Origin of the sequence: Paenibacillus sp. H1-7, from assembly GCF_022354825.1 — a bacterium.
Taxonomy (GTDB): domain Bacteria; phylum Bacillota; class Bacilli; order Paenibacillales; family NBRC-103111; genus Paenibacillus_S.
The window spans coordinates 7,508,288-7,521,734 of the sequence record NZ_CP031168.1 but is presented as its reverse complement, the minus strand read 5'-3'; the positions used below and the strand labels follow the sequence as shown (position 1 = coordinate 7,521,734).

Sequence of the window (13,447 nt, the reverse complement as noted above, 5' to 3'; positions counted from 1 at the left end):
AAAGCTGCTGCGGTCCCCGTCCATCTTCTATTAATAATAATCCAACCTCCTTAAATGAACATATTTTCCTTTAATTCCTAAATAGTATAGTTCAAGCAAATGATAATTTCTTTATACATATCCGTTGTTTTTGTTGGAAAATTCATATTTTTTGTCTTAATCTCACATTCATGCTTCCAACCGATTGCCCTTAGTACCGTGAACATGCATAACAATGGTATGATAACTTTAGAGGAAGGAAATTCTTGTAATCAGTTGAAGCATTCATCCGCAGTCGATATCGCGTCGCAAGAAAGAACCGGCAGGAATGCCGTAAAGGAGGAACCGGCTTTGGCCAACGCCATCATAGAAGTGGAAGGACTCGTCAAACGGTATGGGAAATTTACCGCGGTAAATGGAATTCATTTCAGCGTTCAGGAAGGGGAGGTGTTCGGTCTCCTCGGGCCTAACGGAGCGGGAAAAACAACAACGATGGAAATGATCGAGGGTTTGCGGCAGCCGGACGAAGGGAGAGCGCTTGTTGCAGGCTTCGATACGAAAAAGGATCTGAAAAAGGTCAAGGAAATCATCGGCGTCCAGCTCCAATCGACGTCATTGTTCGATCTGCTTCACGTTCACGAGATTATCCGCATGTACGCAAGCTTCTATCCAAGCTCCGTGCCGATCGAGCCGCTGCTCGACGACATGATATTGCGCGACAAAATGAACGACCGCATCAAAAACTTATCCGGTGGCCAAAAGCAGCGGCTTGCCATAGCTCTGGCGCTCGTGAACGACCCGAAGGTGGTTTTCCTGGACGAGCCGACTACCGGACTCGATCCTCAAGCCCGGCGGACATTGTGGGACATCGTGCTCCGCATGAAGGAGCGGGGCAAGACGGTGGTGCTCTCCACGCATTACATGGACGAGGCACATGTGCTATGCGATCGCATCTGTCTGATGGATAAAGGGCAAGTCATTGCGCTGGATACGCCGGAGCATCTCGTCCGCAGCCTGCAATCGGACAGCGCCATTGAATTTCGCTTGCCGGAGCCGATTCGGGAGGATGAGGTACGCCAGCAGGAGATGCTGACGCTTGTCCAGTCACTGCCTGACGTGAAGCAAGTGGACCAGCGCAAGGACACATTCGTGCTGTACACGGATCATTTGCAAAATGCGCTGACTGCATTCGTACAGCAGACCGCGGAGCGGAACATCCGTGTTGCCGATCTTCAGACGCGTACTGCGACGCTCGAGGACGTATTCATCCATATGACGGGAAGGAGCTTGCGGGAGGAATGAAAGCATATCGTCAATTGACTTTAGCCCAGCTGCGGCTTTTTGGCAGAAATCGGCAGGTATTGTTTTGGACGCTTGTATTTCCCATCTTTTTCATGGTGATGTTAGGCTCGTTCTTGGGAAAAGGGGACAGCACAACATTGTCCGTCAAGGTTATCGACCAAGACCAGACGGCTGCGTCGCAGGCCCTTCTATCGTCTATGAAGCAGCTGACCGTACTGAAAGTATCGGAGAGCAGCGATCTCGATGCGGCGATGAAGGAGCTGAAGCAGGGCGACCAGCAGCTTGTCGTCGCGGTTCCGCAAGGTTACGAGGCCGCGGTTAATGCGAAATCCGCCTCCATGCCTGGCTCCAAGCTCCTCGTCTATTACGATGAGATGAGCCAAACCACCAATCAGATCGGGCTGCCCCTCATGTCACAGATCGCCGATGGCATCAGCAAGCAGATTGTCGGCTACAACCCGGTCATCACGGTTCAGCCTCAAGGGATTCAATCCTTTAATCTGAAGTATATCGATTTCCTCGTACCGGGGATCGTCGCCATGATGATTATGAATAACAATTTGAACGGCGTCGCCGGTCAAATCGCCTCTTGGCGCGAGCGGGGGATTCTCAGGCGCCTCCAAAGCACGCCGCTTCAGCCGCGGAGCTTCATTGCCGCACAAATCACAGCCCGGCTGCTATTGAACGGTGCGCAGGCGCTCATCGTGCTGCTGATCGGCAGCCTGATTTTCGGAACCCAGGTGAACGGTTCCTGGCTGCTTCTGCTCTTCTTCGTCGTGATCGGGACGCTGACCTTCATGTCGATCGGCTTTATCGTCGCCGCGCTCGCCAAAACGCCGGAAAGCGCCGGCCCGATCGCCGGCTTCATCTCGTTTCCGCTGCTTTTTCTGGGCGGCGTCTTCTTTCCGATCAAGAACATGCCTGACTGGCTTCAGCCTGTAGTCAATTTGCTTCCGATATCGCATCTGTCCACGGCTCTGCGCCAAATCATGAACGTTGGAGCCACGCTTGGCGATGTGTGGCGCGAAGCCGCGCTGCTTGGCGGCTGGATGGTTGTAGCCTTCGTCATCGCCAGCCTGACCTTCAAATGGGAGTAACGATAGTTACAGCAGGATAGGAGGTTTATCGAAACATGAGTGGGGACAAAGTGGTTTATCTCATTTCCGGGACCAGTGGAGTCGGCAAATCTACGCTTGCTAAGGAATTGACTCAAAGCCTCAAGCCTTCCGCACTGATTACGGGTGATGACGTAAATAAGATGTTATTGCCGGGAAGCGAGCTGCCCATGGATCAACGCTTTTCGCTGACATGGGAGAACATGGTTTTATTGGCAAAAAGCTTCCTGCGTAACGACTTGAATGTTGTAATCGAGTGGATTTTACAAAATGATTTGGAACGGATATGTGAACGGCTGTCCGACTCGGCCATTCAAATTAAGTACGTCGTGCTGCGGGCAAACGAAGATACATTGAAGGAAAGGCTCGGGGAACGCGGGGATTCTCATCTGCTTGACCGTTCGTTATTTTTGCTGCAGCGTCTCGACGCTTTGCCTTTCAATAACAATTATCTATATGACACAACAGGGAAACAAACGTCGGAGATCGTTCAGGATATCTTGGCTTCGGATGAATATATTGTGAATAAAGATAGAGGATTTTAAGTGCGAAGAATAGGTATATTGAACGGCTAAAATCATAAGGAGATTCCATTTATACTATGAAGATAAAAGCATCCGCATGGAAGCTGGCGATTGCGTTAGCTATAGCTGCTGCTGGGGGTTCGGCCCCGCAAGCTATCGCAGAAGCCGCTTCAGATAATCAGACAGCGTCTAGTCCGCAGCCGGGCACTTCCATCGAAGTGATTTCCGTACTAGTGAACGGCAATCTATTGCTGCTTGAGCAGCAGCCTGTCATCATGAACGGCAGTACGCTCGTACCGCTCAGGAGCATATTTGAGGCGCTGGGAGCCCAGGTTGCATGGGACGGCAATACCTCGACGGTGACTGCAAGCAAAGATCAGAATGTGATATCCCTGACTATTGGATCCGGGACGGCAATTCTTAACGGGCAGCAGCTCTCTCTCGACGCTTCACCCATAATTGTGAACGGAAGTACGATGGTACCTGTTCGTTTTATTGCAGAGTCTCTTGGCGCAAAGGTGGATTGGGAAGCCGATACGAGAACGGTGCGGATATCGGCAATTCCCGATGGGTCTCAGCCTCCGATAGCGGAACAAGCCTCGACCGATTCGATTATAACCGGCATGTTCTCATATCCTTGGTCCAATCCTTTAAACTCAGGTACGGCTGAAGTGAGCAAGCTAGACGATAACCGCTATCATCTGCATGTTTCCGTAGTACACGGCTTTAGCCGCAATATGGGCGAATTGGAATCCGATTTCACGTTGGACGGTAAAGACATTGTGTTCTCCAATCCTGAATATAGCCAGGTTACTGCGACATTTACTGAAAATTCTATAACCATCGATTACCCGGGGGATGGATTCGGAGGATTTAATGCTGAACCTAAAGGCACATTTTACCTGCAAAATTCAGGCAGTAATGAGGCCCCGTTTTTAACGAAGCTGTTTACTAGTTTGCAAATCCCCGATTCGTACCGGTATGGCTTTACCGATGTATTCACTTATCATTTAAGTGGTATGAAAGATGTGCTGCTCGTTCAATCGCTTAGCAGTCTCAACCGCTCTAAGGTCATTAGCGGGAATCTGGCAATTTACGATACAGCAAAGCAAAGTATTGAACCTCTTGGAGAGATAACGAGTACCAGTAAGCATGATCTCAGCAAAAAGCTTGAGGCTCTTTCTGCAGGCGAGGAATTAATCTATGAGCTTCTGAATAAAGAATATGCCGATCGATTCACCGAGCTGCAAATACAAAGATTCGATAACGGCGACCTGACGCTAGGCGACCCCGATCAGTTTCGACTGACGGAGGCCGAGGCCTTTTACATCGTTACCGGTGCAGAGGAAACAACCTCTATTTCCGACAATTTACGGAATCAGGATAACATAGGATCCATTATCCGGACGGTGGTCGAACATTCCGATGCTCAAAGCGTAACGATCCATATTTATGAGCTGGTCCGAAATGATCAGAATGATGAACATACCGCGACTATCGACCGGCTAGAAGTGAACCGCAAAAACGGCAGAGTGATAAGCATATTATTTGATTAAAGTAACGACGTAAGCTTACCCAGAACAAAGCGAGCCCAATGAGGATGTGATATTAATGTGTAGATACGCAATATACGGGCCTTACAAGGACATCTATGCTTGTTTTCATTGTAGGAAAGTATTCAAACAAACTTCCAATTATGACTTGGAAGAAGGCGAACGTAACAATAGACAGTATAAATGCCCGCAATGCAGCGAAACAATGAAGGATATGGGACACGATTTTCAGGCGCCGCGGCAAAACGACCTGAAACAGTGGTCGAAGGTTGAGCTTCTTTATCGCAACGGGTTTACTTATCATTCCTGTGGATGCGGCGGTCCGGGGTATAGGCCGGCGAAATTATCCGAGGTAGAAGCTTTTATAAGCAACAATAAACGGTTCAAATCCGAAGGAGAGCTATTGTTAAGGAATTTGACTCTAAAGATGTAAGGAACTATGGCAGCCAAGGGATCTGACCGCGGCATCCTCAGCAGTTTAATAAGCAAATAAGACAGTGGGACTCCGAGCTTTATTATTAGTTCGAAGCTTGCGCTGTCTTTTTTATGTTAAAAGATGCAGAGAGTCTTTTTCTGATTGGCTATGTTATTTCCTAATGTTGATAATTGAATGTTACGAACTAATGTTCTATAATTTAGGTAACAATCGTGACTCGGAGATGGTTACCTATGGATTTGAAGGAATTGAAGAAGCTCGCGGATGCCTTAGATGAAAGAGGCAAGCTCGAACTTATATACTTTTTAGAGTCCAAGAACTAAAGGACTTGCGGCTCCAATTCGTGCAATTGATGAAATTCAGGAGCAAAAACATAAAGCTGGTTTAGTCTGCCCCTACTGCAATAATCACGCTGTCGTGCGTTTTGGAAAATACGTGATTAAAACGCGCACTGGGAGGTAAAACGCCTACGGTACCGTTGTAAATCTTGCCTTCAAACATTCAACGACCTCACCAATACCCCTCTTCAACGTACACGGAGACCTCATTTATGGGCTAGATTCATCGAGTGCATAATTTCTGGCTTTTCTCTTAGGAAATGTGCCGAGCTCTTAAATGATGAGGTGACACACGTAACCTTGTTTTTCTGGAGGCATAAGATTCTTGTAGCTCTGAAACAAATTCCAACCGAATCATTCCATGGGGATTGTCGAGATGGACGAGACCTATTTCCTGTACTCTGAAAAGGGTAAACGGAACATATCCGAACGAAAGTCGCGTAAACGCGGCGGCAAAGCTAAATATCGCGGAATCAGCAACGACCAAATATGCGTATTGGTCGCCCGCGACCGCCAGAAGATGACTTTCTCTGGCTTTCTTGGGCGTGGGCGTATTCGGACTACGAAACTGGACGAAGTAATTGGCAGTCATTTAACAGAGTCAAACGTGCTTTGTACCGATTCGTGGAGGGCATTCAGTTCTTATGCGAAGACAAAAGGATTAGACCATTACCGCTTTAAGTCCGAAGGGAAACAGCGTGTAAGAGGTGTTTACCATATTCAGAATGTCAACAGCTACCATAGCCGTTTGAAACGCTGGATTGACCGTTTCAATGGTGTTGCAACCAAATATTTGCAGCACTATTTGGCTTGGTTCCGTTATATTGACAGTAAGGAATATGAGAATACGGCTGCGAATAAGAAAAATATGCTAGTCGATTCTTGCCTATTTACTGTAAACGAGACCAACATCAAACTACGACGAACAGCCTTTTCATGCTGAACTAACTGGCAGTTTAATGCAATTACACCCACAAAAAAATGTGGTAAAATGTTCTCAAAAACATACTTTTTTGCATCATAGACTAACAGTCTGTTTGTAACATTAACACGAATCGGGTGGCTACATGAAATATTTCTTTAGGTCTTTACCAATTCTTTTTCTTACCATCTTTTACGGGTTAATCGATGCATTCATTATTGACTTTTCTATTGTTGGAGAAGGTTCTGACCCACCCGTAAATTTGCCATTAAAGGAACTCATCTTATATCATGTAGCTCTGCCCATAATATTCTTCTATTTCTGGTTCCTTCTCTATAAAGCAATCACTAAATTAAACACGAAAATTTGTTTAATCACAATTGCAATTTATTATCTACTTTTCGAAGTGTGGGTATTTCAAGCAATTTATTTCAATATAAAAGTGTGAGAGTAAAAAAGAGCTTTTTATCTAACGGGATACGATAGCTCAATATTAACCGCCTTTCACAATAGGGTGGTTTTCTTTTTTGTCAAAAATCAACATTAAGATTAAACATAGCCTTCTGATTATATTTTTGTAAATTATAAATAAGTAATTGATTATATAAGTGAATCGTTATATATTAATTGTATAGTTAAAGAGCGGAGCGAGGTGTAACGTTACAATGGAGGATCCGATCCAAGAAATGGCGGAGCTGTTTAAACTGCTAGGGGACAAGACGAGGCTGACGATCGTCGGCCTTCTGAAGGACCGGGAGCTATGCGTCTGCGATATCGTGGATCATGTCGGTATTTCGCAGCCAGGAGTTAGCCAGCATTTAAGGAAGTTAAAGGCAGGCGGGCTGGTTAACGAAAACCGGAAAGGGCAATGGATATATTACTCCTTGAAAGTGGAGGACAATCCGCCGTTTCGGGAGGTGCTTAACCAAATTCCCTCCATTCATGGGGAATTCTCATCGTCGAATCGTTGTTGCTGAATAGAGTGGAGGAGTTATACGCATGGCGTGGCTTGCGTTTGTTATTTTTCTAATTACTTTAACGTTTGTTATTTGGCAGCCCAAAGGATTAAGCATCGGCTGGTCCGCGACGGGCGGCGCCATTTTGGCTCTATTGTGCGGGATCGTCAGCTTCTCGGACGTCGGTACGGTAACCGGCATCGTGTGGAACGCCACATTGGCGTTTGTAGGCATCATCTTTATTTCTCTCGTACTGGACGAGATCGGATTATTTGAGTGGGCTGCATTACATATGGCCCGTTTGGCGAAGGGCAACGGTATGCTGATGTTCGTTTATATTGTCCTGTTGGGCGCAGCGGTGTCCGCTTTGTTCGCGAATGACGGAGCGGCGCTCATTATGACGCCGATCGTTCTTGCGATGGTTCGGGAGCTTCGGTTCGAAAAGGCGATGATCCTGCCGTTTATTATGGCAAGCGGCTTTATAGCTGATACCGCGTCGTTTCCGCTCGTCATAAGCAATCTGGTCAACATTGTCTCAGCCGATTATTTCGGCATCGGATTTGCGGAATATGCGAGCCGGATGATCGTGCCGAACTTTTTTGCCATCGCCGCCAGTTTACTCGTATTATATCTATATTTTCGCAAAAGCATACCTGACTCCTACCGCTCGGACCAGCTCAAGAATCCTAATGATGCGATAAAGGATAAAGCGCTGTTTCGGCTGTCGTGGGTCATTCTGGCGGTATTAATGGCGGCTTACTTCTTGAGTGAATTTCTGTCCGTTCCGGTATCGATCATTGCAGGCGTTGCTGCGATAGTGCTGCTGCTTGCCGCGCGCAAAAGCCCGGTGATTCAAACGAAGCGGCTGATTAAGGAAGCGCCATGGACCATCGTTGTTTTCTCCATCGGCATGTATGTCGTCGTCTATGGCTTGAAAAATGCGGGCTTGACGGATGCGCTGGGCGGCGTTATCCAGTTTGTTGCGGATAAGGGGCTGTTCGCGGCGGCGGCGGGTACAGGCTTTATCGCGGCTATTTTATCCTCCGTGATGAACAATTTGCCGACGGTGATGATCGGCGCCCTGGCCATTCACGGGACACAGACGGAAGGCGTTGTGAGGGAAGCGCTCATTTATGCCAATGTCATCGGTTCGGATCTCGGTCCCAAAATCACTCCGATCGGTTCGCTCGCGACCTTGCTGTGGATGCACGTATTAGCCAAAAAAGACGTCAAGATCGGCTGGGGCTACTATTTCAAAATCGGCGTTATTTTAACGGTCCCGACTTTGTTTATAACTCTTACAGGGCTTTATTTATGGCTGTATTTCATTCAGACGCTTCATGCAAGCATTTGGCTCTATATTGCGGCAGTTACGGCAGCTGTCACAGCGGTTTCCTTAATTGCCAAAGCTGTGCTGACGAAGCAAGCCAAAGGCAGACATCAAGGTGTTTAGTTCATTCTCATTTGATAATAAAAGGAGCCGATCCAAGCATGAATGCGAAGCCTTTCGTTTATTTTTTGTGCACAGGAAACTCTTGCAGAAGCCAAATGGCGGACGGTTTTTTACAGTCGTTAGGCGGGGACCGCTATGAGGTGCGGAGCGCCGGTCTGGAGGTGCATGGGCTCAATCCTCGGGCCGTTCAGGTGATGAAGGAGGACGGCGTGGATATTAGCGTGAATACATCCGACGTCTTGTCTCTGGAGCTGCTGAACCGCGCGGATTACGTCATTACGCTGTGCGGCCATGCCGATGAGCATTGTCCCGTTATTTCCAACAACAGTGTGGTGAAATGGCACTGGGGTTTTGACGACCCGGCCAAAGCGACAGGCAGCGAAGAGGAGATTATGAATCAATTTCGCGAGGTTCGCGACAGCATCAAACGGCGGATCGAGCAATTTTTAACGGAAGGCAAATAAGGAGGGGATTACGATGATAAAACGTATGCATGTCGCGTTGAACTGCAGTGATCTGGAGAAGTCGTTGGATTTTTACCGTGCTTTTTTCGGTACGGAGCCGGCCAAAGTGAAAGACAATTATGCCAAGTTCGAGCTGGATAGCCCGGCGCTGCACTTTTCGTTGAATGTACGGCCCTTCGATAAGGGCGGGGTGCTCAACCATCTCGGCTTTCAGGTGAACAACACGGAGGAAGTGCTTGCGATCGGCGAGCGGCTGCGCCAGTCGAAGCTTCTATTGATCGACGAGATGAATACTACGTGCTGTTATGCGGTTCAGGACAAAGTATGGGTGCATGATCCGGACGGAAATGCGTGGGAAATCTTTTATACCAAGGAAGATTCGGAATTTGAATCCGCAGGTGAGAGAGACGTTGCCTTGTGCTGCGCTCCTCCGTCCGAGCCCGTGATGATGGAATGGAAGCCGTTCAGCCGGCAAGCAAAGGAGTAGAGCCATGAACAAACCATACCAGAACCTGGTGGATGACCGGATCTTTATTGGCGGAGCGGCGGATGCGGAGGGGATGATCAACAATGAAGGCGTAGAGGTCATCGTTGATCTGCGCGCGGAGGCGACGGAGTGCGCTTATCCGGCACCGCATGTGGAATGGATTCGAGTGCCTCTCGGGGACAACGCCGAGCAGCCTCAGGACCAGCTGCTTCAGCAGGCGATACATCATGTGATAGAAGCATACAACAGCGGCAAAAAGGTCGGGTTTCATTGTGCGGGTGGAGGCGGAAGAGCCGGTTCCGTAGCCGTGGGAACGCTGCTGAAGCTGGGCATGTACAAAACAATCGACGAAGCTGAGGCGGCAGCCAAAGCGATTCGCCCCAAGGTCAACATTAAGCCTGCGCAGCGGGATGCATTGGAAGCCTTATTTGGGAATCATAAATAATACGGTAGAGTATGAAACAGCTCTGTCCGCATAGATGCGGCGGGCTGTTTGCTTTTAGGATTTGTGTTGCACAGGTGCAGGGACCTGGGATCTATTTTCTAGAAACATATTGACTTAGACTAAATCTAATATTAGAATTAATCTAAATATAACAGATAGAACGGGGGGATCACGATGAGTAGAAAAGGACAGCTTACACCCCAACGCAAAGCGATTTATGAGATTATTATGGAGAGCGCGGATCATCCTACGGCCGGCGAAATTATTGAGAGATTGAACAAGCGCGGACATCAATTCGCTTATGCTACGACCTACAATTCCTTGCGTTATTTGACGGAGGAGGGGTTGATCCGGGAGCTGAAGCTGGAGGGCGATGCGAGCCGATACGATGCCCGGACGGAGGATCACCAGCATATCGTATGCCGGGTATGCGGCAAAGTGGACGAAGTGTTCACTCATCTCCCGCCGGAATGGGCGCGAGCTGTATCTGAGGAGACGGGGTATAAGGTCGAGGAAGAACATATTTTGCTGAAAGGGGTGTGCCCTGCATGCAGCAGCAGTTCAGAGAAGAAGTGAGCGTTCGGTCCAACGACGCGGACTTGCCTATCGGTGCTTACTGCGAGACCACGCATTCGATTGTAATCATTAGCCCGTTCCCTCATGCATTGCATGAGCTGGTCCGGGAATTAACGGCAAAATGCTACGATGTGCTGGTATTTCATCATTTGGATGAACAAGCGCTCGCCGCATTGCGGATCGATTTGCTGATCATGGATGCAACTTACGGCACGTCCCAGCTGAGAAGCCGTCCGGCTGCGATTACCGCACCTGCTCTGCTTCTGGTCAAAAGGACAGAGCAGCTGTCGGAGCAGCAGGCTGCATCGTCCTATGACGAATCGCTAGTATGGCCTGCAGGGTCGGCACCGGCGGAGGCGGTGCTGCCGCGGATTCAATCGCTGCTGTCGGGCAGCGGAAGGCAGCCCGAGGAACGGTCCGACCAGGTGCAGCGCAAAGACCTGGTCGTCGATTTCAAGAAAATGTCGGTCCACCTCGGTAATGCCCGGGTTGATCTGACCAAGACGGAATTCGACCTGCTCAGGGTGCTTCTGGAGACGAACGGGACAGTGCTGTCCCGCCAAGAGATGATGGATCGCATCTGGGGAGACCAGTACTTCGGAGGCAGCAATACGGTCGATGTTCATGTAAAAAGCTTGCGGCATAAGCTGAAGGATAATCCGAAGGCGCCGCAATATATTGAAACAGTACGCGGAGTAGGCTATCGGCTTGCCGATTGACCTCTCCATGACAAGCGGGTTTAGCGCATATTGTGCGCTAAACCCGCTTTTTGCAGGGCGGCGTTGTCTTCATGAAATCTTCATCGGACCTTCATGAAACCTTAATTAGAGCTTCACGAAACCTTCATGATGGGGGAGCCTATCCATGGTAGTATTCATTTATAAGTTATTTAGATTTAGTTTAAGTTCAAATATAAATTAGGTTGGATGATGAGAGGAGGAGTGAGGATGTACGATGTCATTATTATCGGCGGCGGACCGGCCGGGGCATCCGCAGCCGTGTATACGGCGAGAGGGCGTCTGTCCACGCTAGTGCTGGACAAGGCCCCGGGTACCGGAGCGCTCGCGCTTACGCATAAGATCGCTAACTATCCGGGAATCTCCGAGGAGCTGAGCGGCAAGGAGCTGCTGGACCGGATTCGCAGCCAGGCGGCAAGCTTCGGCGCCGAGTTCAAGCAGACGAGCATTACGGCGGTTGATCTGGAAGGGGACACGAAGTATGTGTTCACCGCCGACGGCATGTTCGAGGCAAAGGCGGTCATTATTGCGACCGGCTCCAAAGGGCGCAACCGGATGCTGCAGGGCGAAGAGGAGCTGCTGGGCAGAGGGGTGAGCACCTGCGCCACCTGCGACGGAGCATTCTATCAGGGCAAGGAGATCGCTGTTATCGGCGATTCCGAGGAAGCGTTGGATGAGGTGCTTGCGCTGAACAAAATCGCCGCGAAAATCCACTTTATCGTGCCCCGGGCGGAGCTGCAAGGGGTATCCGAGCTGCCGCAGATGGGGAACACGGATGTGTACTTCCGCTCACGCCCTTTGGAAATCGTGGGAGAACAACATGTGGAAGGTGTCCGCGTAAAGCAGGCGAGCGGCGAAGAGCAGCTTCTAAACGTAGACGGCGTGTTCGTCTTTCTCTCGGGCAGCAAGCCGGGAACCGACTTCCTGAAGGATCAGGTTCCGCTTGACGAGAACGGCTTCATGGTGCTCGACGAATATATGCAATCGCCGGTGCCCGGCGTGTTCGGAGCCGGAGAAGTGCGCAAATCGCCTGTCAAACAGGCGGTTGTCGCCGCAGCCGACGGGGCTATCGCCGCGATGGCGGTGGACAAGTTCATTCACAGGCGGGAGCAATTAATCCCGCAGTATAAATAAACTAATTCAACGCGAACCCAAGGAGGAATCATGCCATGTCTACAACCGCATCCCAAGTTATCGTCTACTCCAGCACAACTTGCACCTATTGCAGCCAGCTGAAAAAATATTTGACCGAGCAAAACATCCCCTTCGAAGATCGCAACATCGATCATAACGAGACATACCGCGATGAACTCGAAGCAATGGGAATGAGCTCTATCCCCGTTACCGTCATCGGAGAAACGAAAATTCTCGGCTTGAATCCGACACGCATCAAAAAAGCGTTGGCTCAATAAGCAAAGCTTGATATAGCTACAGCAAAATACACCTTATAAATCATTTGGAGGATGAACTAATATGACAACAGCATCTGCAGCAGTTACGGAAACGGTAAGAATCGGGTTGAAAGCTCCTTCGTTCGACCTTCCATCGACGAAAAATCTGGAAACACTGGAGGAGAACGTGGCTCTGGAGCAATATCGCGGCCGCTGGCTGATGGTCTTTTTCTGGCCGTTCGACTTCACGTACGTATGCCCGACGGAAATTATCGCCTTCAGCGATCATTACGATAAATTTCTGGAGCTAGATTGCGATGTAATCGGCATTTCCGTGGACAGCATTTACACGCACCGCGCATGGATTAACACGCCGCGCGACCAGCAAGGCATTGGAGCGATCAGCTACCCTATGGCGTCGGACTTCAAGAAAGAAACGGCGCGCGCCTACGGCGTCCTGGATGAAGCGAGCGGAGCGGCTCACCGCGGCTTGTTCATCATCGATCCGGAGGGTATTCTCCGCTACCAGGTGGTCACCGATATGAACGTAGGACGCAGTGTAGATGAGACGCTTCGTATTCTTGAAGCTCTGCAGTCCGGAGGCTTGTGCCCTGCAAATTGGAAAAAAGGCGAAAAAACGTTGTAATCCCCGGTTTAGCTGATCCGAAGGTCTGCACTGCTCTGCCTCTATGGTGAGCAGAGCAGATGGCCAGTTATTCAACACGAAACAACCGCACATCCTGTGGATGGAAGCCGCATCTTCCGCCGC

General features: G+C 49.4%; 15 protein-coding genes and 1 pseudogene. All 16 read left to right on the top strand.

What is annotated here, in order from left to right; genetic code table 11:
* Positions 1-330: 330 nt before the first annotated feature.
* Positions 331-1,281 carry an ABC transporter ATP-binding protein gene (locus tag DVH26_RS33195; protein WP_239629897.1) on the top strand — a complete coding sequence of 317 codons (951 nt, stop codon included), beginning with the start codon at positions 331-333 and terminating at the stop codon, positions 1,279-1,281.
* Entirely contained in the window at positions 1,278-2,378 is a 1,101-nt protein-coding gene (locus DVH26_RS33190; RefSeq protein WP_239629896.1) for an ABC transporter permease, read from the top strand. Before DVH26_RS33195 ends, DVH26_RS33190 begins: the two co-directional genes overlap by 4 nt.
* 35 nt (positions 2,379-2,413) lie before the next feature.
* Complete coding sequence (locus DVH26_RS33185) at positions 2,414-2,941, top strand: P-loop nucleotide/nucleoside kinase family protein (RefSeq protein WP_239629895.1); 528 nt, start codon at positions 2,414-2,416, stop codon at positions 2,939-2,941.
* 56 nt (positions 2,942-2,997) lie between these two features.
* The gene (locus DVH26_RS33180; protein ID WP_239629894.1) at positions 2,998-4,476 is read left to right on the top strand and encodes a copper amine oxidase N-terminal domain-containing protein; all 1,479 of its coding nucleotides are present in this window, start codon (positions 2,998-3,000) and stop codon (positions 4,474-4,476) included.
* A gap of 55 nt (positions 4,477-4,531) precedes the next feature.
* Entirely contained in the window at positions 4,532-4,906 is a 375-nt protein-coding gene (locus DVH26_RS33175) for a hypothetical protein (RefSeq protein ID WP_239629893.1), read from the top strand.
* 236 nt (positions 4,907-5,142) lie between these two features.
* Positions 5,143-6,190, top strand: a pseudogene (locus DVH26_RS33170) (IS1595 family transposase).
* Between the two features lie 644 nt (positions 6,191-6,834).
* Entirely contained in the window at positions 6,835-7,146 is a 312-nt protein-coding gene (locus tag DVH26_RS33165) for an ArsR/SmtB family transcription factor (protein WP_239629892.1), read from the top strand.
* Between the two features lie 22 nt (positions 7,147-7,168).
* Positions 7,169-8,578: an arsenic transporter gene (locus DVH26_RS33160; RefSeq protein ID WP_239629891.1), complete on the top strand. Its 1,410-nt coding sequence runs from the start codon at positions 7,169-7,171 to the stop codon at positions 8,576-8,578.
* Positions 8,579-8,616: 38 nt separating this feature from the next.
* A complete protein-coding gene (arsC, locus tag DVH26_RS33155) occupies positions 8,617-9,042 on the top strand; it encodes an arsenate reductase (thioredoxin) (protein ID WP_239629890.1) in 426 nt (141 codons plus the stop codon).
* Between the two features lie 13 nt (positions 9,043-9,055).
* Entirely contained in the window at positions 9,056-9,529 is a 474-nt protein-coding gene (locus DVH26_RS33150; protein ID WP_239629889.1) for an ArsI/CadI family heavy metal resistance metalloenzyme, read from the top strand.
* Positions 9,530-9,533: 4 nt separating this feature from the next.
* Positions 9,534-9,974: a protein-tyrosine phosphatase family protein gene (locus DVH26_RS33145; RefSeq protein ID WP_239629888.1), complete on the top strand. Its 441-nt coding sequence runs from the start codon at positions 9,534-9,536 to the stop codon at positions 9,972-9,974.
* Between the two features lie 174 nt (positions 9,975-10,148).
* On the top strand, positions 10,149-10,550 hold the full coding sequence (locus DVH26_RS33140; protein ID WP_239629887.1) for a Fur family transcriptional regulator: 402 nt from the start codon (positions 10,149-10,151) through the stop codon (positions 10,548-10,550).
* Entirely contained in the window at positions 10,523-11,269 is a 747-nt protein-coding gene (locus tag DVH26_RS33135) for a winged helix-turn-helix transcriptional regulator (RefSeq protein WP_239629886.1), read from the top strand. Before DVH26_RS33140 ends, DVH26_RS33135 begins: the two co-directional genes overlap by 28 nt.
* A gap of 228 nt (positions 11,270-11,497) precedes the next feature.
* Positions 11,498-12,421 (top strand): NAD(P)/FAD-dependent oxidoreductase, encoded by a 924-nt coding sequence (locus DVH26_RS33130; protein WP_239629885.1) that lies wholly within the window; start codon positions 11,498-11,500, stop codon positions 12,419-12,421.
* 35 nt (positions 12,422-12,456) lie between these two features.
* Positions 12,457-12,699: a glutaredoxin family protein gene (locus tag DVH26_RS33125; RefSeq protein ID WP_239629884.1), complete on the top strand. Its 243-nt coding sequence runs from the start codon at positions 12,457-12,459 to the stop codon at positions 12,697-12,699.
* A 61-nt stretch (positions 12,700-12,760) separates the two neighbouring features.
* Positions 12,761-13,324: a peroxiredoxin gene (locus tag DVH26_RS33120; protein WP_239629883.1), complete on the top strand. Its 564-nt coding sequence runs from the start codon at positions 12,761-12,763 to the stop codon at positions 13,322-13,324.
* Positions 13,325-13,447: the final 123 nt, after the last annotated feature.